Origin of the sequence: Acinetobacter sp. AOR18_HL (assembly GCF_027855145.1) — a bacterium.
GTDB classification, from domain to species: domain Bacteria; phylum Pseudomonadota; class Gammaproteobacteria; order Pseudomonadales; family Moraxellaceae; genus Acinetobacter; species Acinetobacter pittii.
Genome location: NZ_JAKTIG010000025.1, coordinates 35,055 through 57,370, shown reverse-complemented (window position 1 = coordinate 57,370; position 22,316 = coordinate 35,055). Strand labels below are relative to the sequence as shown.

General features: G+C 39.1%; 18 protein-coding genes and 1 pseudogene. 12 read left to right on the top strand and 7 right to left on the bottom strand.

Annotated features, from left to right (window positions below):
* The first annotated feature begins 54 nt into the window (after positions 1-54).
* Both MKL51_RS06715 and MKL51_RS06710 read left to right on the top strand, forming a co-directional pair.
* Positions 55-1,080, top strand: coding sequence for an IS30-like element ISAba125 family transposase (locus MKL51_RS06715; RefSeq protein ID WP_004994718.1), 1,026 nt, complete (start codon positions 55-57; stop codon positions 1,078-1,080).
* Between the two features lie 7 nt (positions 1,081-1,087).
* Positions 1,088-1,168 (top strand): annotated as a pseudogene (locus tag MKL51_RS06710) (hypothetical protein); the annotation flags it as partial.
* Positions 1,169-1,186: 18 nt separating this feature from the next.
* On the opposite strand, the gene rlmKL reads toward MKL51_RS06710, so the two are convergent.
* The gene (gene rlmKL, locus MKL51_RS06705; protein ID WP_002121585.1) at positions 1,187-3,397 is read right to left on the bottom strand and encodes a bifunctional 23S rRNA (guanine(2069)-N(7))-methyltransferase RlmK/23S rRNA (guanine(2445)-N(2))-methyltransferase RlmL; all 2,211 of its coding nucleotides are present in this window, start codon (positions 3,395-3,397) and stop codon (positions 1,187-1,189) included.
* A gap of 239 nt (positions 3,398-3,636) precedes the next feature.
* On the opposite strand from rlmKL, the gene MKL51_RS06700 reads away from it, so the two are divergent.
* The 5 genes from MKL51_RS06700 (at position 3,637) to MKL51_RS06680 (ending at position 8,878) form a co-directional block, all read left to right on the top strand.
* Positions 3,637-3,981: a hypothetical protein gene (locus MKL51_RS06700; protein WP_002121583.1), complete on the top strand. Its 345-nt coding sequence runs from the start codon at positions 3,637-3,639 to the stop codon at positions 3,979-3,981.
* Positions 3,982-4,105: 124 nt separating this feature from the next.
* The gene (locus tag MKL51_RS06695; protein WP_002121555.1) at positions 4,106-5,122 is read left to right on the top strand and encodes an aspartate carbamoyltransferase catalytic subunit; all 1,017 of its coding nucleotides are present in this window, start codon (positions 4,106-4,108) and stop codon (positions 5,120-5,122) included.
* 12 nt (positions 5,123-5,134) lie between these two features.
* On the top strand, positions 5,135-6,370 hold the full coding sequence (locus tag MKL51_RS06690; protein WP_002121616.1) for a dihydroorotase: 1,236 nt from the start codon (positions 5,135-5,137) through the stop codon (positions 6,368-6,370).
* Positions 6,371-6,583: 213 nt separating this feature from the next.
* Positions 6,584-8,005 (top strand): OmpA family protein, encoded by a 1,422-nt coding sequence (locus MKL51_RS06685; RefSeq protein ID WP_002121601.1) that lies wholly within the window; start codon positions 6,584-6,586, stop codon positions 8,003-8,005.
* Between the two features lie 93 nt (positions 8,006-8,098).
* Positions 8,099-8,878, top strand: a complete 780-nt coding sequence (locus tag MKL51_RS06680) for a Rossmann-like and DUF2520 domain-containing protein (RefSeq protein WP_002121590.1) — start codon at positions 8,099-8,101, stop codon at positions 8,876-8,878.
* 13 nt (positions 8,879-8,891) lie between these two features.
* On the opposite strand, the gene MKL51_RS06675 is transcribed toward MKL51_RS06680, so the two are convergent.
* Entirely contained in the window at positions 8,892-9,518 is a 627-nt protein-coding gene (locus tag MKL51_RS06675) for a glutathione S-transferase family protein (RefSeq protein WP_002121564.1), read from the bottom strand.
* A gap of 172 nt (positions 9,519-9,690) precedes the next feature.
* The gene (gene trmB, locus MKL51_RS06670) at positions 9,691-10,407 is read right to left on the bottom strand and encodes a tRNA (guanosine(46)-N7)-methyltransferase TrmB (protein WP_002121537.1); all 717 of its coding nucleotides are present in this window, start codon (positions 10,405-10,407) and stop codon (positions 9,691-9,693) included.
* A 145-nt stretch (positions 10,408-10,552) separates the two neighbouring features.
* Between trmB and MKL51_RS06665 the strand changes: the two genes are divergently transcribed.
* On the top strand, positions 10,553-12,991 hold the full coding sequence (locus MKL51_RS06665; protein ID WP_002121532.1) for an ExeM/NucH family extracellular endonuclease: 2,439 nt from the start codon (positions 10,553-10,555) through the stop codon (positions 12,989-12,991).
* 207 nt (positions 12,992-13,198) lie between these two features.
* Complete coding sequence (locus tag MKL51_RS06660; protein ID WP_002121577.1) at positions 13,199-13,810, top strand: glutathione binding-like protein; 612 nt, start codon at positions 13,199-13,201, stop codon at positions 13,808-13,810.
* 61 nt (positions 13,811-13,871) lie between these two features.
* Here MKL51_RS06660 and MKL51_RS06655 read toward each other — a convergent pair whose 3' ends face one another.
* Together MKL51_RS06655 and ahpF are read right to left on the bottom strand one after the other, a co-directional pair.
* Complete coding sequence (locus MKL51_RS06655) at positions 13,872-14,216, bottom strand: hypothetical protein (protein ID WP_002121546.1); 345 nt, start codon at positions 14,214-14,216, stop codon at positions 13,872-13,874.
* Between the two features lie 172 nt (positions 14,217-14,388).
* The gene (ahpF, locus tag MKL51_RS06650; RefSeq protein ID WP_017481372.1) at positions 14,389-15,954 is read right to left on the bottom strand and encodes an alkyl hydroperoxide reductase subunit F; all 1,566 of its coding nucleotides are present in this window, start codon (positions 15,952-15,954) and stop codon (positions 14,389-14,391) included.
* 256 nt (positions 15,955-16,210) lie between these two features.
* Here ahpF and MKL51_RS06645 point away from each other — a divergent pair, with 256 nt between their 5' ends.
* Both MKL51_RS06645 and MKL51_RS06640 read left to right on the top strand, forming a co-directional pair.
* Positions 16,211-16,429 (top strand): DUF1653 domain-containing protein, encoded by a 219-nt coding sequence (locus tag MKL51_RS06645; RefSeq protein WP_002119929.1) that lies wholly within the window; start codon positions 16,211-16,213, stop codon positions 16,427-16,429.
* 45 nt (positions 16,430-16,474) lie between these two features.
* On the top strand, positions 16,475-17,062 hold the full coding sequence (locus tag MKL51_RS06640) for an O-methyltransferase (protein ID WP_005802662.1): 588 nt from the start codon (positions 16,475-16,477) through the stop codon (positions 17,060-17,062).
* 65 nt (positions 17,063-17,127) lie between these two features.
* Here the strand turns inward: MKL51_RS06640 and MKL51_RS06635 are convergent, their stop codons facing one another.
* The gene (locus MKL51_RS06635) at positions 17,128-17,343 is read right to left on the bottom strand and encodes a KTSC domain-containing protein (RefSeq protein ID WP_005070287.1); all 216 of its coding nucleotides are present in this window, start codon (positions 17,341-17,343) and stop codon (positions 17,128-17,130) included.
* Positions 17,344-17,538: 195 nt separating this feature from the next.
* Positions 17,539-18,102 (bottom strand): alkyl hydroperoxide reductase subunit C, encoded by a 564-nt coding sequence (gene ahpC, locus MKL51_RS06630; protein WP_003652649.1) that lies wholly within the window; start codon positions 18,100-18,102, stop codon positions 17,539-17,541.
* A gap of 352 nt (positions 18,103-18,454) precedes the next feature.
* On the opposite strand from ahpC, the gene hrpA reads away from it, so the two are divergent.
* Positions 18,455-22,312, top strand: a complete 3,858-nt coding sequence (gene hrpA / locus MKL51_RS06625) for an ATP-dependent RNA helicase HrpA (RefSeq protein ID WP_005802660.1) — start codon at positions 18,455-18,457, stop codon at positions 22,310-22,312.
* The last annotated feature ends 4 nt before the right edge of the window (positions 22,313-22,316 follow it).

The window sequence follows — 22,316 nt, the reverse complement described above, 5'->3', positions numbered from 1 at the left end:
GGCAGAGTAAAACTTGAAGTGCGACATAAACCACCTAATTAATTTAAAGGGTTTATGGAGTATATAAAATTGTCATACCATCATCTTAACTTTGAAGATCGTACTGCATTAATGCTTGAGTCAAGAAAAGAAGGCTTTTCAGCCAGAAAATTTGCTGAACTCATTAAAAGACATCCTAGTACGATCTATCGTGAGCTTAAAAGAAATAGCATCAATGACGTTTATCAAGCTCGATATGCTTCTGATAACACCTTCGCTAGACGTAGACGTGGTCACAGAAAACTCAAAATCGATTCAATCCTCTGGAAATTTATTGTTGAAGCGATCCGTTGTTTATGGTCTCCTCAGCAAATAGCAAAGCGTTTAAAGACATTTCCTGATTTGGATCAAACAATGAATGTAAGCCATACAACGATTTATTCAACGATACGAGCATTACCCAAGGGTGAGTTGAAAAAAGACTTATTATCCTGTCTGCGTCATGAAAATAAAAAGCGAAAAGCTAACGGTGAACCTAAAAAAGATTCTATATTACAGGATATTAAAACTATTCATGAGCGCCCAGCCGAAGTTCAAGAAAGAAAAATACCGGGTCATTGGGAAGCTGATTTAATTAAAGGTAAAGACAATAAAAGTTCGATAGCAACACTTATTGAACGAAATACACGGCTCTGTATCTTGGCAACATTACCTGATGCAAAGGCAGAATCAGTGCGCAAGGCTTTAACTGAAGCTCTGAAATATTTACCTGCAGAACTGCGTAAAACGTTGACCTATGACCGTGGACGCGAGATGTCAGAACATAAAATACTCGAAGAAGATTTAGGCATAGATGTATATTTCTGTGACCCACATTCACCTTGGCAAAAAGGCACATGCGAAAATATGAATGGTTTAATTAGGCAATATTTACCTAAAGGGATTGATTTAAATCAGGCAGATCAGCATTATTTAAATCAAGTTGCCATGTCACTGAATACTCGTCCTAGAAAGGCGTTAGATTGGCTTACACCATTAGAGAAATTTGCTCAGCTTGTTGATTATCATATGGCTTTTGAAACTGTCGCACCTCATGTTTGAATTCGCCCCCGAAAGAGCAGACCGATTTACCAAATATGATTTTGAATCAAAAAATGTTCATGGTGAGGTTATTATTACCGTGAAGTAATAATAACCTCTAATCTTATTAATATTGATCTAGACCAGGATGCTGGATTTTCCATGCACGGTGGATTTTCTGATTACGTTTAAAATCAGGGCCAATGGTTTCAGAAGTGATTTCTTCAACCTGAAAAATAGCTTCGATCTCTTCATCCATTTCAAAACCACGATAGTTGTTTGAGAAATAGAGCGTTCCTTCACTGTTTAAACGATTCATTGCACGTTTAATGAGTGAAACATGGTCACGTTGGACGTCGAAAGTACCATAGAACTTTTTAGAGTTTGAGAATGTCGGTGGATCGATAAAAATAAGGTCATATTGTTCGTGACCTTCTTTTAACCACTCAAAACAGTCGCTCGCAAAGAACATGTGCTGTTCATCTGCGTGATCTACAGTCAGGCCATTTAAAACGAAGTTTTCTTTTGACCAGCTTAAGTAGGTATTAGATAAGTCTACACTTGTCGTGCTTGCAGCACCGCCTAAAGCAGCATGTAAGCTTGCTGTAGAGGTGTAGCTATATAAGTTCAAGAAGTGCTTACCACGAGCTTCTTGAGCAATACGTAAACGCATTTGACGGTGGTCGAGGAATAAACCTGTATCTAGGTAATCTGTCAGGTTAACTAAAATTTTAGCTTTACCTTCCTGAACGATAAAACGTTTTGAAGCTGTGCTTTGTTTTGTATATTGATTTGTACCAGTTTGGCGCGCACGTGTCTTAATGAAGATAGCATCGCGGTTTAAACCAGTAACAGCACGAATTGCAGCGAGTGCTAAATTAAAACGTTTTTTTGCTTTTTCAGGATCGATTGTTTTTGGTGGTGCATATTCCTGCACATGTAAGCGATCGCCATATAAATCTACAGCGACATTAAAGTCAGGTAAGTCTGCATCATACAAACGTAAGCAATAAACATTTTCTTTCGTTGCCCATTTTTTCAATGCAGCCATATTTTTTTGCAAACGATTAGCAAAATCTTGAGCTTCTTCCATTTCAATAGGTTGAGCTTGCCAAGTTGCTAAGAATGGCTGAGTTACTTTTTCTGGCTTAATTGAACCAAAACGAATGTAAATTGGTAACTTACCATTCATTAAACGTAAGGTTTCAGGTGCTTCAAACGCTAAAACATCGGCTTGTTCAATTTGCGCTGCAATAATTGCTGCATATTGATTTGGGAAATGTTTTTGTAGAAGTGCAGATAGACCTAAGTAAAGAGAGCGGTTAGATGCTTTATCACCTAAACGTTCACCATATGGAGGGTTAGTCACAATAAATGCAGTTTTGCCTTCAGCTGAAAAATCAGGCCAGTCCGCTAAAGTACGTTCTTCAATCTGAATTTGACCTAATACTTTTTCAAAACCTGCCGCAATAATATTTTCACGAGTAGCTTTTACAGCTTCCCAGTCTGCATCGTAGGCATAAAACTTAGGTAAAGGTAATTCAAGCGCCTTTTCGTGACGTTCTGCTGCTTCAGCTTTAAGTGAAAGCCAAAGTTCACGGTCATGACCATGCCAACCATTAAAACCAAAACGGCGTACAAGTCCTGGTGCACGGTCAGTTAAAATCATTAATGCTTCAATAATAAATGTACCTGAACCACACATCGGGTCGAGCACAATCTCTGGGTTGCGCTGTTGAAGCTGAGCTTTTTGTAAGATTGCCGCAGCAAGGTTTTCTTTGATTGGTGCATCCGTCATATAACGACGGTAACCACGTTTATGTAATGAATCACCTGATAAATCTAGGCAATATGTATGCTCAGTTTTACCTGCTAAAACATACAACGTAATTTCTGGTTGTTTAGTATCAATGCTCGGACGACGACCTACAGCTTCCATAAAGGAATCTACAACACCATCTTTTGCTCTAAGTGTTGCAAATTGAGTGTTAACCTTAATTTCACGTTCAGCATGTAAGCGAATAGCGAAGGTACTTTGTGGTGCAAAAATAAGTGACCAATCAAAGCTAATCGCACCTTCATAAAGCTCTTCTGCTACATCACGTGCATCGTGTGTATGTTCAAGTTCATAAGTATGAATAGGCAATAAAACACGAGAAGCAAGGCGCGACCACATACAGATGCGGTAAGCATGTTCAAGCGTCCCTTCAATGATTAAACGTCCTGCTTTACGTTCTGTCACTTTGGTGCCAAGCTGTTCTATTTCTTCTTGTAAGAGGGCTTCTAAACCATCAGCACAAGTAATCCAATAGTGGTTTAAACGTAAAGAGGTATTCATAAACTCGATTGACCAAAACATATAAATATTAACGATGCAAAGTTTAACTTATTTTGATGTGTAAAGGTTTTTAAATTATTGCAACCTATCATAATCCAACCAATAAACTGATTTTTAAAGATTAAAACAATTAAAGTGGTATGTATTTTGCTAACTCAATCCTATCAAGGGTTATTTAATTAACAAACATAGCCAGTTTTTAACCACTTTATTATTTTAAATTGATGGGGTAATTATAAATGAAAGACATGATGGGGAATGGTTTTATTGCTAATGCAGATGCTTTCTCAGTATCTACACAAATATATGTACGCATGCGTAGGGTGACGGGGCGGGTAATAGATGCAATGTACGTTGTCCAAAATAAAGATTATGCAAAATATGTCATTGCGCTGGCACTAGAATCAGAGGATGACGAATTAAAACGATGTGTTGAACGATTGAAATCGTTGGTTGATACAATACCTGAGCCTTCTCAAAAAGAAAAAATTGCTGTTGTTAAAGTCGATGAAGAGTCGGAAATTACCGCCGAGGATATTTATCGGGCACAAGTTCCGCACCATTACATTGGTGCATTAAGGTAATTGCCAATAAGGTTCTAAATTTTCTGGTCAATTTAGGGCCTTATTCTGTAAAGTTCTTCTGCGAAAAGAGCGGAATTCAGCTACACTATGCACGTTTTCGCGATTCGACCCATAGGAATCCATTATGCATATTGCAGCGTTGCATCAACCGAGCCAGGTTCAGCTCAATCAAGACGGAAATTTAAAACATTTTTTAACGATTGAGGGACTTTCAAAAGAAAACCTCACCAAGATTTTAGATACCGCACAAAGCTTTTTAGACGATAATAATAATTTAATTAACCGTCCGCTCTTAGAGGGATTGACGGTTATGAATCTCTTCTTTGAAAACTCCACACGTACCCGTACTACTTTTGAAGCAGCAGCAAAACGTTTGTCTGCCAATGTACTGAACATTGATATTGCACGTTCAAGTACTTCAAAAGGTGAAACTCTGCGCGATACGCTCTGGAACCTTGAAGCAATGGCAGCGGATATCTTTGTTGTTCGCCATTCATCTTCGGGTGCTGCACATTTCATTGCTAAAGATGTATGTCCAAAGGTCGCGATTATTAATGCAGGGGATGGACGTCATGCTCATCCGACGCAAGCGATGCTTGATATGCTGACTATTCGCCGTGAAACTAAAAAACCATTTGAAGATTTAAGCGTTGCTATTATCGGGGATATTAAACACTCTCGTGTAGCACGTTCGGATGTAGCTGCATTACAAACTCTAGGTTGTAAAGACATTCGTGTGATTGCACCGAATACATTATTGCCAGTGGGCTTTTCGGAATATGGCGAGCACGTTCGTTTGTTTAACAAGATGGATGAAGGTATTACCGATTGTGATGTGATTATTGCCTTACGTATTCAAAACGAACGTATTGACTCTCCAGCGTTATCTTCACAGTCTGAATTTTACAGAATGTATGGTTTAAACAAAGAACGTCTTGGTTTAGCTAAACCAGATTGCATTGTGATGCATCCGGGACCAATGAACCGTGGTGTAGAAATTGATTCAAGTGTTGCTGATGGAGATCAGTCGGTTATTTTAAAACAAGTAACCAATGGTATTGCAGTTCGTATGGCCGTATTGGCGTTATCGATGCAAGGCCAACTCCAAGAGCAAGGTTTAATTGAAGCGATTACGTTGTAAGGAATGGATCACATGAGTATTGTAAAAATTGAAAATGTACGTGTGTTAGACCCAATCCAAAAAACAGACAGCGTACAAACTGTATATATTGAAAATGGCAAGTTGGTTGCTCCAGTAGAGCAAGTGGAGCAAACCATTGACGGCCAAGGCAAATGGTTAATGCCAACCATGGTTGATTTATGCGCGCGTTTGCGTGAGCCGGGTCAACAGCAACATGGGACATTGAAATCGGAAGGTAAGGCAGCACGTGGCAATGGTATTTTGCATGTTATTACACCACCTGATTCAAAGCCGATTGTACAAGACAACGGTGCTCTCATTCATGGCTTGATTGAAAAGGCATGGCATGATGGGGGCATTCATATGCATATCATTGGTGCTCAGACCCAAGGTTTAAATGGTAAGCAACCAGCAAACATGGCGGGCCTGAAAAAAGGTGGTTGTACTGCTGTTTCTAATGCGAATGCTGCTTTTGAAAATGACGATGTAGTTATTCGTACCTTGGAATATGCAGCGGGTCTTGGTCTAACGGTTGTGTTTTATGCTGAAGAGCCACAGATTGCTAAAGACGGATGTGCACACGAAGGCTTTATTGCTTCTCGCCAAGGTTTGCCAATGATTCCGGCAATTGCTGAAACTGTGGCGATTGCGAAATATTTGCTTATGATTGAAGCAACTGGCGTAAAAGCCCACTTTGGTTTGTTATCTTGTGGTGCAGCGGTTGAATTAATCCGCGCAGCAAAAGCAAAAGGTTTACCTGTGACTGCCGATGTAGCAATGCATCAGTTGCATTTAACTGAACACTTAACTGATGGTTTCAATTCGCTAGCACATGTTCGTCCACCATTGCGTTCTGAGCAAGATAAAGAACTTTTACGTCAAGGTTTAAAAGAGGGCGTGATTGATGCAATTTGTACGCATCACGAACCTTTAAGCAGCTCCGCAAAAATGGCACCATTTGCTGAAACTCAACCGGGCATTACTGCTTTTGATACTTATGTATCTTTAGGCATTCAACTCATTAATGAAGGCTTATTTGAACCTTTAGAGTGGGTGGAGAAAGTGACTAGCGTACCTGCGCAGGTTGCCAATATGACTACGCGTTGGAAAGATGAAGCAGGATGGGTGTTAGTCGATCCTGAATTAAGCTGGACAGTAAGCAAAGACACGATTTTATCGCAAGGGAAAAATACTCCATTGTTGGGCCAAAACCTTAGCGGTAAAGTACTTCAAACTTTTGCTAACTGATAAAGTGGTTATTTAAAGTAAATTTAAAATATAAACAGGTAGATCAATAAGATCTGCCTGTTTTGTAAAGACTAGATGCAAATTTGTATATAAATTATTTAAAAAACAATAAAACATTGAACGCAGATTAGAATAAAAAACTATCAGCAAAGAGAAGTATTTGAATAATCAAAAGTTGCTGGTTACGACGTATAAAATTCGGGAGAATAACCAATGTCGATAAACCCTATAGAACTGCTTAAAGAAAAAGTATCATCAACTATATTAAATAATCAGGACGGATACCTAGGCGAAAAATCGAATGCTTTATCTAAGTTTTATCCAATTTTACTTTCATTGTTAGCTGCTAAACCTGATCTTATTGGACAATTAAAAAATAGTTTGACTCCTTCATTATCAGACCTCTTTTCTCATAATGACCAAATCAAGAATACGGTACTTACTCATTTAAGCGGTACGGCACCAAATAATGAAATCGAAAGTACACTCAATAGTGCAATTAAACCCAGCCTTAATGCAATTTCGGATGTTGCCGGAAATGATCAACAAAGTATTGTGAATTATTTACGTCAGCATGCCGAAACAATTCGTTCACATTTACCGGGATGGGCTGTTGGCCTATTAGCGCCACTAGGGCTTGGTGCAGGCTTGTCTTCTGTTACACCGTCAACAGCACCACCACTTGCCGCTGCGACTGAAAATACAGGCAAATCTCGTGGATTCTTGCCTATTATTGCACTCATTATTCTGGGTCTTATCATTGCTTGGTTATGGCGTTCTTGCCAACATAAGGAGGCTGTGCCAGCACCAGAACCAACGGGTGCAAGTGGTGTTGAAGCTACTACCGCAGCTGCACCTGCGAGTTTAACATTAAGCACAGATGATAAAGGTGCTGTGAGCCAGTGTCAGGCAGGTATTGGAGATCAAGGATTCTTAGCAACACTACAAACTCAAGTTAAACAGGTTTTCTCATCAACCCAAGATTGTAATGTTGATACTAGTCAAACATATGCAGCTGGATTTACAGATAAAGATGCACTTGCTGGCGTGCTTGGTGCCTTAAAAGGTGTGCCAAATGCATCTTTAGAATGGATAGGTGACAAAATTACTTTGAAAGCAGGTGATGCAGCAGCATTAGCAGCATTAACCGCAAAAGTAAAAGCTCTTGTTCCTCACACTGAAGTTGTTTCTACTGCACCAGAAACAGCTGAGCAATCTGTAAGCAATAGTTTAACTGCTTCGCAAACTGCTCTAGGCTCAATTGATCCGAATAATGTCGATGTAAATGCTTTAGTAAAAGCACTTAACTTGCAAATCATTAACTTTGCGAGTGGCTCAAGTGATATTCCAGCAGACAACAAAGCCATTCTTGATCAAGCTGCAACACTTTTAAATAAAGTCAGTGGTGTGAAATTAAATGTGGGTGGTCATACTGACTCGACAGGTAATGCAGCAGCAAATAAAGCTTTATCACAACGCCGTGCTCAAGCAGTAGTTGACTATTTAATATCTAAAGGTGTAGACGGGACTAAATTAGTTGCACAAGGCCATGGCTCTGATCAGCCTGTTGCAGAGAATACAACAGAAGAAGGACGTTTTAAAAACCGTCGTATTGAGTTTTCAGTAGCTCAATAATATTCTGATTTATGAAAAATTAGATATTTTAATTTGAAAAAAGCTTCTCATTTTGAGAAGCTTTTTTGTTGAAATAAATAGTGTTGGATCGATATGAAAATCAGTTTGGTGGGAAGTGGGCGAGTTGCCTTTCATTTGGCAAAGGCTTTATTGGGCCAAGGTCATCACATCGTACAAGTCTATGCGCGTGATTTTGAGAAAACCCAAAAGTTTGCAGTGCAATTTCAGGCAAAAGCATGTCAGTCACTTCAACAATTCCAATCAACTGATCTTATTATTTTAGCGGTTTCAGACAGTGCAATTGCAGAGCTTGTAAAACAGATTCATGAATTGTTTCCTGAAACACTTATGGTTCATACCTCTGGTAGCACAGATATTGAAGTCATTAGTCATGTGCATACAAAAGCAGGGGTATTTTATCCATTACAAACATTTAGCCTTGAGAGAGACGTTGACTGGTCTGCAACACCATTATTTGTTGAAGCGGTAACAGATACTGATCAAGAACTACTTTCAGATTTAGCAAATAGTCTAAGTAAACGAGTATATCAATACACCTCAAAACAGCGTTTAACTTTGCATTTGGCAGCTGTGTTTGCTTGTAACTTTAGTAACTATTGTTTTGATATGGCAAAGCAGGTTGTAGATAAAGAGCAGGTCGACTTTAGCTTGCTCTATCCTTTAATTATAGAAACAGCAAAAAAAGCGACTGAAAATGATCCAAAGCAAATGCAAACAGGGCCTGCAGTAAGGGGAGATCAGAATATCTTGGCAATGCATCAAGACTTATTAGCTCAAGCAAATCAAGATGACTTAAAACAGGTCTATCAACTTTTAAGTGATGGCATCGTGAAGCGCCATCACTCGGACTAAAGCTTGCTTAAAATTAAGGTTCGCCGTTATTGCCCCATTTTAAGAAACCAGCACGTTGATTTAAACGTTCAAAATATTGGTCGACATGCTTAAGCGTTGGATGGTCAAAAGGAGTGGCCTTCCAGCGTTGTACAGACAGACCAATTGGAATATCGGCCAAGCTAAATTGTGAACCAGCAACATAGGCCTGAGTTTTTTCAAGTTGTTGATCGAGAATCTGTATATGATGATTCCAGTCATCAATACCTTGTTGTAATAAGTTTGGATCTTGATGATCTGGAGAATGTCTCAAGAGAGACATAATTGTATAAGTCCAGCTGTTATTCAGTTCGATGGCTTGCCAATCAATCCACTGATCAACAAAGAATCTTTCTTTCGCTTGAGTAGGGTAAAGCTGATGTTCTTTATCGTAAGCATTTGCCAAATAACGGATAATACTGTTGGACTGCCAAAGGACTAAATCGCCATCTAAAACAACAGGAATTTGCCCATTTGGGTTTAATTGTAAATATTCAGGTGATTGAGCGGAGCGAAAGCCTCGTCCCCAATCTTCTCTTTCATATTCAAGATTTAGTTCTTCGCACAACCATAAGACTTTGCGTACATTAATGGAGTTATCGCGCCCTAAAATTTTTAACATGTGGTGTCCTTAGTATTTTTAGTGTGGCAAGTACCAGTTTCTATAAATAGCTAGATTCGCTTAGATTGGCAATTATTAATTAGAAAGAAGAAATACTATAGATCAGATATATTTAATTTCTTTTTATATAAAAAAGAAAAGGCCTAGTTTATTACTAAGCCTTTTTTATTATTTACTTAATCTTTTTAAAAATAAAGTCATTAATCTTATGACCTGACTCAATACCACGGCGTTCAAACTTAGTCACTGGGCGCCACTCTGGACGAGGGTAGCTGTTGCCTTTACCCGCCAAGTTTTCAAGATCTGGACGGTTGTCTAAAATATCAAGCATCCATTCAGCATACGGTTCCCAGTCTGTTGCTGCGTGGAATGTACCACCAAGCTCAAGTTTTTGTTCAACCAATTGCATACGCTCATGAATAACAAAACGACGTTTGAAATGACGTTTCTTTTGCCATGGGTCTGGGAAGTAAAGTTGTACGCAGTTAATGCTGTTGTCTGGCATTTCACGTAAAACCTGAATCGCGTCTGCATCAAGTACACGTAAGTTTTTAAGTTCCGCCATACCTGCTTCATAAAGACACTGAGCAATACCAGGTACGTGAACTTCAATACCCACATAGTTGCGTTCAGGGTTTGCTTTTGCCATAAGCACTAATGAACGACCCATACCAAAACCGATTTCAACAGTTAAAGGACGTTCTGGATGTTCGAAGTGCTGACGTAAGTCACCAACAGGATATTCCAAAATTAAATCGCGATGTTGTTCTAATGCCGTGCGTTGAGACGTATTAAGTGGTGCTGAACGACGCATAAACGTCACAATTTCACGGTGTTCAGGCAAATTGTCTAAGTCTGCAATTTGCGTTTCTAACTGATCGATCGACATAACCTTGGCAATATTGAAATTCAAATGCGGTATTTTAAGTCTTCATGTGGTCAAGTCAAATGTTTCGGTGTTTTTCTTCATGTAGATGTCATGTTCAATATTTAATCTAAGAATCTATATAAATTTCAAATGAACATATTTACTCATGAAAACTTTTCAATTACGCACACTTTCTGTGCTATTAGGGGCACTTGGTGCTTTTACATATAGTCCTTGGGCACAAGCACAGCTCATGTTTAGTCAATATGTTGACGGCAGTAGTAACCGCAAAGGTTTGGAAATTTATAATCCAGATGCGACTACAGTTAATTTAGCCGACTATGAAATTCAACAATTTAATAATGGCGGTACAGCAAAAACAGCGACTTTCCGTTTACAAGGATCGTTAACCAGTAAGCAGAAGTTTTTAGTAGGTCGTTCTGAGTTGCAGGCTGAACTTGGCAGTAAAGTAAATCAGATCGCTGCATTATCTTTTAATGGAGATGATGCGGTTGTACTTGTGTATAAAGGTACGCCTGTAGACCGTTTTGGGCGTATTGGTGAGCGACCAGAAACAGGATGGGGAACAGCCGTTTCGAGCTTAGGAAATAGTTTTAAGCGTATTGAAACTGAGAACTCAGCTTTAAGTATTGATGCAACTGCAGCATTTGATTTGGACCGTTCATGGTCAGCTTGGACAAACCGAAATGACTTTTCAAATTTATCTGGCTCAATAACACAGCCACCTGTTGAAACGGTGAGTTGTTCAAGCTCCGATACACCAATTGCTGATTTATCAACCGCAGCACAAAACCAGAGCTATACTGTACGTGGGGTAATTACTGCCGACTACCGCTATGCCAATGGTTTCTCTGGTTTTTATGTGCAGACACCAGATACGAAAGCGCGTGCAAATGTCAGCAATGCTATTTTTGTTTATATTCCAAATAGTAGCACTATAAAAGGCGGACAAGTTGGCGATGAGGTTATTTTGCGTGGTCGTTTAACAACTTATCAAAACCAATTGCAATTAGATCAATTACAACAAGATATTCAAACTTGTAATAGCAATATGGCAAATCAGGTGCAGCCGATTAGCCTTGAACTTCCATTTGCTAGCTTAACAGGTGGTTCAACTCATTCTCCGCAGCGTTATCAAGGTATGTTGGTTAAATTACCTCAGACTTTAACGGTAAGCGAGAACTACAATTATGGCCGTTATGGTGAATTATCTCTAAGCTTAGGTCGCTTATATATTCCGACTAATTTATATCCAGCGTTATCTCCTGAAGCTAAAGCTCTTGCTCAGAAGAATTTATCGTCGAAAATTATTTTTGATGACGGCTATAACAATCAAAACCGTACTCCGTGGTTACCGACAAATTTTAGTGCTGCTAATACGCTACGTTCAGGTTATCAACTTAAAAATGCTGAAGGTATTTTAGAATATCGTTTTAATGGTTGGCGTGTGCAACCAGTGCTTGGACGCAATCAACCTGAAGTAATTACTCAAACAAACCCGCGTCAAAGTGTCATTACCAAAAATGCTAATCACATTCGCGTAGCTTCATTTAACGTTTTGAACTATGACAATGGCGCAACGGGTTTCCCAACGGAGCGCGGTGCAACGACACAAGCTGAGTTTGATAAACAGCATCGTAAAATTGTGAGTGCATTAAAAGCGATTGATGCTGATGTGTATGGTTTAATGGAAATTGCGAACAATGGTTATGGTCCGAACAGTGCAATTGCTCATTTAACCAGTGCTTTAGGTAGTGATTGGAAATACGTTGTTCCTGAAAACTTAGACCGTTTAGGTGGTGATGCGATTGCGGTTGCTATTATTTATAACAGCAAGCGTGTTAAGCCTTTGAATAAACCCGTTGTGCTTGATTTGGGTGACAAGAACCGAACAACATTGGCGCAAAGTTTCCAAGCCGTTCGTGGTAATAAAACCTTTACCGTTATTCCAAATCACTTAAAATCGAAAAGCTGTAGTGGGGTGGATGCTAGCTCTATTGATGCAGACCAAAAAGATGGTCAAGGCTGTTGGAACCCGACTCGTGTGAAAGCAGTTGATCAAATTGTGCAGTGGTTAGCAAAAAATCCAACTCAAGTGCCTAAGCAAAATGCTTTACTTGTAGGGGATATGAATAGCTACGCAAAAGAAGAACCTATTTTGTCATTTGAAAAAGCGAACTACAAAGTTTTGTTGAACGACGCTAAGGTAGGACAGGGTGCAGAGGCATATAGCTATGTGTTTGGTGTTGCGAGTGATGCCAATGGAAATGGTGGAGCGGGTAATTTAGACCATGCAATTGCTGATGCAGCTCTATATCCAAAAGTAGTCAGAACCTTTGCATGGCATATCAATGCAGATGAGCCAACCGTTTTAGATTACAACGAAGAATATAAAACTGATGAGCAAAAGGCATTGTTCTATGCTGAAGATGCTTATCGTTCTTCGGATCATGATCCAGTAATTGTTGATCTGGATTTAAATGGTAAAGATTCAAGCCAGCCTGATGATGATAAGAAAAACGGTATTTTTGATTTCTTAACTGAATTAATGAATTGGATTAGCCAGCTTTTTAAACGTAATTAATGGAAAAATTGCGTGACGTAAATGTGTTTTATCATATTTTAAACAATCGTCACGCAAGACAACTTGCAAGGAATAAATTTTTCAAGAATATTAGATGGTGTAAGTATTTTATAAGTTTACGCTTTTTTACAATTAAAGAATTGTGCAAACCTTGCAGGTTTTCTAGAAGCAATTTAAAACGTTAATATGAGATAACAAGGATCAGATATGAAATTATATTATTCGCCAGGCGCATGTTCTTTAGCTGCACATATTATTTTAAATGAAATTAATGTTGATTTTGACTTGGAACGAGTAAATTTAAAAACACATAAAACAGAAAAAGGTGCAGATTATTACGAGATTAATCCAAAAGGATATGTACCAGCTTTAGAAATTAACCCTGGTTTAATGTTAACTGAGAACGTGGCGATTTTACCTTTCCTTGCCCAGCACGATCCTAAGCAGGATTTAATTCCGCCATCGGGTATGGGCCGTGCGAAAGTATTGGAATGGTTGGGTTATTTGAACTCTGAATTGCATGATGCTTATGCAGTTTTCTTTGGGGCACCGTTAACGAGCGATGAAAAAACCAAAGCTTATGCAGAAATCGACCGTCTTTTAAAATATATCGATAACTATTTGTCTGAATCTGATTACGATTATTTGGTAAATGATAATTTTGGTCCAGCAGATGCTTATCTATTTGTTTTAACAAATTGGTCAAACTCAATTGAGCATGACTTAACACCTTATAAGCACATTATTGCATTACGCAATAAAGTTGCAGAGCGTCAATCTGTACAAATTGCGATGCGTGACGAAGGCTTAATTTCATAAAAGATTTTAAGAGCCAAAAAAAAGCCCCTAATCAATAGGGGCTTTTTTATACTAAAAACGATTAGTGTTGAGCGTCTTTTTTCACTTCAGCAGCGGTATTCTCAACAGCTTGAGCTGTATCAGCAGTCGCTTTACGTGCAGTCGCTTCTGTTTCAGCTGCAGCTTTAGCAGTCGCGTCAGCAGCGTGATCGGTTGCAGCATCGATCTTCTCAGCAGCATTATCAGTTGCAGTTGCAATATCGTCAGCAGCTTTATCACCAGCAGATTTGATATCAGCACTTGCTTGTTGAGCAGCATTTTCTAAGTGTTCACCTGTAGTCGCACCAGTTTCTGGAGCTTTATCTTTATTACAACCAACAAGGGCAACAGTCGCAGCAAGACCTAAAGCAACAAGTAATTTATTCATTGTGTTTTTCCTTCTAATTCATGGCATCCAAATATGGATGTCTAAAATATAAACATAAAGTAAATGATTAATAAAGATCGAAAATTGTTAAAAAGTTGTAACTCTAGTATTAAAAAAGCCTAGCATTTTGTAATGCTAGGCTTGAAATAAATAATAATGATTTTGACCGATTTTACTGCCCAGAACGGATGATGTAATCAAACGCAGAGAGTGATGCTTTAGCACCTTCACCTGTAGCAATAATGATTTGCTTGTAAGGTACAGTCGTACAGTCACCCGCAGCAAATACACCTTGCACATTGGTTTCGTTGCGGTCATTCACAATGATCTCGCCACGGTTGGTTAATTCAACTTCACTGTCTTTCAAGAAGTCAGTGTTTGGCAGTAAACCAATCTGTACAAAGATCCCTGCAAGCTCGACCACATGCTCTTCATCCGTCGCACGGTCTTTATATTTAAGACCAGTCACTTGTGATCCGTCACCTAACACTTCTGTACTTAAGGCATTCATAATCACCGTTGTGTTTGGCAAGCTATGCAATTTGTTTTGCAAGACTTGGTCTGCACGAAGTTTGGTATCGAATTCAACCAGAGTTACATGCTCAACAATCCCCGCAAGATCAATTGCAGCTTCTACGCCTGAGTTACCACCACCAATCACAGCAACACGTTTACCTTTGAACAGTGGACCATCACAGTGTGGGCAGTACGCGACACCACGGGTACGGTATTCTTGCTCACCCGGTACATTCATCTCTCTCCAACGTGCACCTGTAGAAAGGATTACAGTTTTTGATTCAAGTTTTGCACCGTTTTCAAGTTCAACTGCAACCAGACCGTTTTCAGTTTGGTTTGCACCTGTGATTTTGCTGACACGTTGCAGGTTCATGATATCGACATCGTATTCACGAACATGTGCTTCCATCTCGGCAGCAAACTTAGGACCTTGAGTCTTTTGCACAGACGTGAAGTTTTCAATGTCCATGGTGTCCATGACCTGACCACCAAAGCGTTCAGCCACGATACCTGTGTTAATACCTTTACGTGCAGCATAGATTGCAGCTGTTGCACCTGCAGGGCCACCACCAATCACCAATACATCAAACGCATCTTTGGCATTCAGTACTGCTGCATCTTTTTCAGCCGAGTTGGTGTCAAGTTTTGCCACAATCTCTTCAAGGGTCATACGACCTTGACCAATGTGCTCGTTGTCTTGGAACACCATTGGTACAGCCATGATTTTGCGTTGTTCCACTTCGTCTTGGAAGAATGAACCATCAATCATGGTTGCTGTTGTGTTCGGGTTATAAATCGCGATCAGGTTAAGCGCCTGTACTACATCAGGACAGTTATGACAGCTTAAGGATACAAACACATCAAAGTTTGCTTTGAGGTTTAAGCCTTTAATCTGATTTAAAACTTCATCCGACACTTTAGGTGCATAGCCAGACACTTGTAACAGTGCCAAGATCAAAGATGTAAACTCATGGCCCATAGGTAAGCCTGCAAAGAACACACGAGGCTGTTCACCTGCTTTAGCCACACCAAAGCTTGGACGACGTGTATTGTTACCGTCAAAACGGGCAGTGACTTGGTCAGATAGTTCAGCAATTTCTGTCACTAACTCTTTAATTTGAGCCGCTTTATCTGATTCATCTAAAGCAGCAACTAATTCGATTGGACTTTCTAGACGTTCTAAATAAGCTTTTAATTGAGTTTTAATGTTTTGATCTAACATCTGTTTTTACTCCAATGCATCCAAATTCTTTCAATAGATGCATAGTACGTGAAAACACAGAATAGGTAAAACAGTATGTTTTTATATATTTAATCGGTTTTTTGAATTATTAAAAACATTCATAAATAAGATCAATAATTTATTTCTAAAATATTCTTTTTTATCTTTTGTAGTGTTTTAAAGTGAAAGTATTTAAAAATTTATATATGTTATATGGCTGTAAAGATTTTATGTCATAACATTAAAAGGTACTTTCATGTCATTGCAACGCGGCATTTATCAGCATTATAAAGGTAATCTCTATCAAGTTTTTTCTGTAGCAAAACACAGCGAGACTGAAGAAGAGTTAGTCGTTTATCAGTGTCTTTATGGTGACTATTCAACTTGGGTACGTCCGCTAGAGATGTTTACTGAAACGGTGCAAATGGCTGATGGAAGTATCGTGCCGCGCTTTAAGTTAATTCAAAGCACTTAACTCAAACGACTTTTATATAAAATAACGATCTTAAAGGGTGAATATATGCCAAATACTTTTTTCTTACAAAGAGTTGCCGATTTATATGACACCTTTAAGCGACATGATGCTCAGCAGACAGATCGTTTGCTGCGGTATCGTAATATTGAGGCGGAGTCTGCAAAATTACTATCGCAATTTATTCGGATGCAGCAAGCCAAATCAATTTTAGAAATTGGGACTTCAACAGGTTACTCTACTTTATGGCTTGCTGAGGCTGCTCAAGCTACTCATGGAAAAGTAACCACGCTTGAAATTGATGCCAATCGTAGTAATGAAGCTAAACGCCATGCGACTGAACTGGCATTAGAGGAATTGGTAGATTTTTGGGTTGGAGATGCAGCCGATTACCTAAAAGAAACTCAGGAAACTTTCGATTTTATTCTGTTAGATGCTGAGCGACCTGCTTACGAGAATTATTGGCCAGATTTAAAATGTTTAATGAAGCCAAAAGGTGGCGTACTCATTATTGATAATGTTATTTCACATGCGGCTGAAGTCAGTTCATTCTTAGCTTTAATTAAAAAAGATGAAAATTTTATGAGCAGTATTTTGCCTGTAGGCGCTGGTTTATGCATTGTAGTGGCAAGGTAAGCCATTTAAAAAAATGATTTATTCATTCATAAAGGCCTGTTCAAAGCAGGCCTTATTTTATTATGTTATGAAGCATTCACTAAAGATAGGCGAGTAAAGTGTAAATCGAATTCTAAATATTTATGTACAAAAGCAGCTTTGTCTGTTGATCGCAATAAGTTGTCATAAATAAATTCTGGTACAGGATGATAAAGTTCGCCTGAACCATCGCTATAAAATATTTTTAGATGACGTGAAGTCGCATTGTATTTCCATGAAGTGACTGCCACAGTATTCGCCATAAATTTTTCCCCTTTTATTTCATATTACTTAAGCTCAAAAAAACATCGGTTATTTATTCGACATTACTCAAACTTCATGTAATGGGGAAGGGCATAATTGTAAAAGTATCAGTAGAAAATGTGATGTGCTTATTCAAAACAAAAGAACCATCCGATGAGGGATGGTTCTTTGAGTTTTTAAAATCTAATAAGAGATTAGATTTTACCAACTAGGTCGATAGATGGAGCAAGAGTAGCTTCGCCTTCTTTCCATTTAGCTGGGCAAACTTCACCTGGGTGAGCGTGTACGTATTGAGCAGCTTTTACTTTACGAAGAAGTTCAGATGCGTCACGGCCGATACCACCAGCGTTGAGTTCAACGATTTGGATTTTACCTTCTGGATCGATAACGAAAGTACCACGGTCAGCTAAACCTTCAGATTCGATAAGAACGTCGAAGTTTTTAGAAAGAGTCCAAGTTGGGTCACCAACTAATGGGTATTGGATTTTTTTGATTTCTTCAGAAGTGTCGTGCCAAGCTTTGTGAGTGAAGTGTGTATCAGTAGATACAGCATAAATTTCAACACCAAGTTTTTGGAATTCAGCGTAGTTGTCAGCTAAGTCACCAAGTTCAGTTGGACAAACGAAAGTGAAGTCAGCTGGATAGAAGAATACAACAGACCATTTACCTTTAAGGTTAGTTTCGTTAACTTCAACAAATTGGCCGTTGTGGTAAGCAGTTGCTTGGAATGGTTTAACTTCAGTATTAATCAAGCTCATCATTGTCTCCATGATTGAGGTTTATATTTAAACTTGTTTACGAGATGTAGAATAAATAAAAATTCTTTATTGGGGAAATAGTATTTTTACATGACTAAAATCGGAAAATCGAATAAGTGATAAATTTACGATTTTTAAGTCCCCAAACACTGTATTCGATTTGACTGCAAAAACATGTAAATCAAATGACAGTTATCGTAAAAGAAACTTGCCTAACAACATGAAGTCTACTTAGCCAAAATTCAAGGGTAAAATTTTAAAAAATTAAAAATATATAAAAAACCAACTGTTTTACCTTATGGTCATTAGAGCGTAAAATAGAGGATTGTTGTATTTTCAGGAAAATTTGTCTGTGCAGAATGATTTAAATATTGATCAGTGGGTGATGGCAAGAGATCGTTACCGTTTAAATCGTTTGCGTAAAGATAAAAAAGCCAATACAGCAGAGATTGAAAAATTATTTGAACAATCTAATGCCAAAGTAAGGCAGCGATTTGAACGTCTCCCTAAAATTAAACTGAATCAGGACTTACCTGTTTCTCAATATGCAGACCGTTTAATTGATGCGATTCAAAAGCATCAGGTGATTATTGTGGCAGGTGAAACAGGTTCAGGTAAAACCACTCAGCTTCCTCAAATTGCAATGCTAGCAGGCCGTGGCTTAACGGGAATGATTGGTCATACCCAACCACGTCGTTTAGCTGCACGTAGTGTTTCTCAGCGTATTGCAGAAGAAGTCGGCGAAAAGCTTGGCGAATCTATCGGTTTTAAAATCCGTTTTAATGTACAAGGTTCGCAGGACTCAATCGTACGGTTAATGACCGATGGTATTTTGCTTGCCGAGTTAGGTAATGACCGTTATTTGTCTAAATATGACACGATCATTATTGATGAAGCGCATGAACGCTCACTCAATATCGATTTTATTATGGGTTATTTAAAGCAGTTACTGCCAAAACGCCCAGATCTAAAAGTTATCGTGACTTCGGCAACTTTAGATGTAAATCGCTTTAGTAATTACTTTAATGACGCACCTATTTTTGAAGTAGAAGGGCGTAGTTATCCTGTCGAAGTACTTTATCGCCCAATTTCAGAAATGAATATTGGTGGCAGTGATGACGATGAGTTTGATGATTTTGAAGAAAACCTACCTCGTGCAGTTGTACAGGCTGTAGAAGAATGCTTTGCTGATGCAGAAGCAAAAGGTCATCCAGAACATGCCGATATTCTAATTTTCTCAAGCACAGAGCAAGAAATTCGAGAATTGCAGGAAACCTTGCAAAAGTACGGGCCAAGACATACCGAAATTTTACCGTTGTATGCGCGTTTAGCCGTTTCTGAACAACAGAAGATCTTCAGCCCTGGCGGAAAGGGTCGTCGTATTATTATTGCGACCAACGTGGCCGAAACTGCACTTACGGTTCCGAATATTCGTTATGTGATTGATAGCGGTTTTGCTCGTATATCGCGTTATAACTATCGTTCACGTGTACAACGCTTACCAATTGAAGCAATTTCTCAAGCCGCAGCCAATCAGCGTAAAGGGCGTTGTGGTCGTATTGCTCCGGGTGTGTGTATCCGTTTATATAGCGAAGAAGACTTTTTAAGTCGTCCTGAATTTACCGAACCTGAAATTAAAAGAACCAACTTAGCATCTGTTATTTTGCAAATGCAGAGTTTAGGGTTAGGTGAGTTAGAAAACTTCGATTTTATTGAGCCGCCAGATTTCCGTCTAGTTAATGATGGCCGTAAGTTGCTGATTGAGTTAGGCGCACTTAACGAGAAGAAAAATGAGCTGACTAAAGTTGGGCAAATGATGGCGCGTATGCCAATTGACCCACGTTTGGCACGTATGATCCTGGGCGGTGCTCATTTTGGCGTACTCAAAGAAATCTTAATTGTGGTAAGTGCTTTAGCGGTTCAGGACCCGCGTGAGCGTCCAGCAGATAAACAAATGCAAGCTGACCAAAAGCATGCATTATTCAAAGAAGCGGATTCAGATTTTCTGTTTTATTTGAAGCTTTGGGAGACTTTAAATCCTAAAGGCGAAGCAGGCATGTCTGAAAATAAACGGCGTCAATTTGCCAAGCAGCATTTCTTAAGCTGGTTGCGTTTACGTGAGTGGAAGCAGACACACCAGCAATTGGTTGAGTTAGCTGAAGGCTTAAAACTCAGCTTTAATGAAAAACCTGCGAATTATGAAAACTTGCATCGTGCATTGCTGACAGGTTTATTATCGTTCATTGCCAATAAAACTGATGAACGAAATACCTTTATGGCAGTGCGTCAGCAAAAGGCTAAAGTTTTCCCTGCAAGTACTTTGCATAAAACCAATACCTCTTGGGTGATGGCTTTTGAGATGGTCGAAACCTCTCAAGTGTACTTACGTACTTTAGCCAAAATTGACCCTGAATGGATTTTACTTGCTGCACGCGACTTGTTGAAATATCACTATTTCGAGCCACATTGGTCTAAGAAAGCTGGGATCGTCAATGCATATGCGCAAATTTCTTTATTTGGTTTAATTATTGAGCCAAAACGGTTAATTAATTTTGAGAAAGTTGACCAACCTGCTGCTCATGAGATTTTCTTACGCGATGCATTAACTACTGGTAATTTGGGTACAGTTCCACCATTTTTAAAACATAACTTGCTTAAACTTGAAGAAGTAGAGCGAGTTGAAGATAAATTACGTCGCCGCGATTTGGTGGTCGATGAAGAAACAATTTATCAGTTTTATGCGTCGAAAATTCCTGAGGAAATCGCGAGTCGCCGTAGTTTTGAAGACTGGCGTGCAACGGTAGAAGCGAATCATCCGCGTTATTTATTTATTGACGATGATGCGCTCTGGCTCAATGATCGGCCAACTACGCAGCAATTCCCAGATCATTTACACAATGGGCAGCTGCGTTTAGCAACCACATATCATTTTGACCCGAGCCATGACGAAGATGGTGCTACTGTTCAAATTCCTGTACAGGCGCTGCCTCAAGTCGATGAAAATATCTGGTCATGGGGAATTCCGGGTTGGCGCCAAGATTTAATTGAGGCTTTACTCAAAGCTTTACCTAAAGACAAGCGTCGTAATGTGGTGCCAATTCCTGATACAGCTCGTAAGCTCATGCAAGGGGTTGATGCAGTACATTTACGTGAACATATTTTTAGTTATTTAGCTTTTGCCTTACGTGGCGAGCAAATTACTGAAAAAGATTTCTCGTTTGAACGTATTGATCCATATTTGGTGCCTTTCATTAAAGTGATTGATGAAAAAGGTAAGCTGATTGCGAAAGGTCGTGATTTACCTGAGTTAAAAGCACGTTGCCGCGTAGAAACGCATCGTCCAGTGAAACAGCAAAAAGGTGAGTTTAAGGACTTTCCTGAAAACTTTACTTTCGAGGCTTCTCATAAAGTCACGGGCGTTGTAGTTAAACAATATCAGGCTTTAGTTCCGACCAAGGCTTTTGCTGACCTCGAAGCTAAAGATGAGTCAGGCATTGTTATTCAAACGTTTAATGATCAAGCTGAGGCGATTAAACAGCACCGCGAAGGGATTATTCGTCTGGTACATATGCAACTGGGTGATTTGGTCCGCCAGTTGAAAAAGCAGATTTCAAAACCGCTCGCATTGGCTTATTCACCTTTGGGCGATAAAGCTAAACTTGAGCAGATGTTGGTCTATGCAACGTTGCAGATGGCAATTACGACTTTGCCAATTAACGCTGACGAATTTAATAAGCTGCTAGATCAGGTCAAAAAACAATTTTTGAGTTATGGTCAGCAAGCACTTGAGCAATTAAGTGATATTTATATTCAGTGGCAACAAATCCGTCGTCAGCTTTTAGTACTTGATCCAGACGTATTTGGACGCAGTATTGATGATATTGAAGATCAGTTAGATTTAATGTCACTTGGCAATTTTGTTTACCGCCAACCAGTCGATCTTTGGCAGGAATACCCGCGTTATTTAAAAGCACTGCTATTGCGTTTAGATCGATTGCCAAATAATCTACAGCGAGATCATGCTGCAATTGACGATGTCGATCCATGGATGGACAAGGTGTTTAAGTTCAAAAACGATCCAAAAATCAAAGAATTGTATTTGATGTTGGAAGAATTTCGCATTTCTTTATTTTCTCAACCGATGAAAACCAAGATGCCTATTTCGCCAACTCGACTGCAAAAGTTATGGGATCGTTTGGGAATCAGTTAAGATA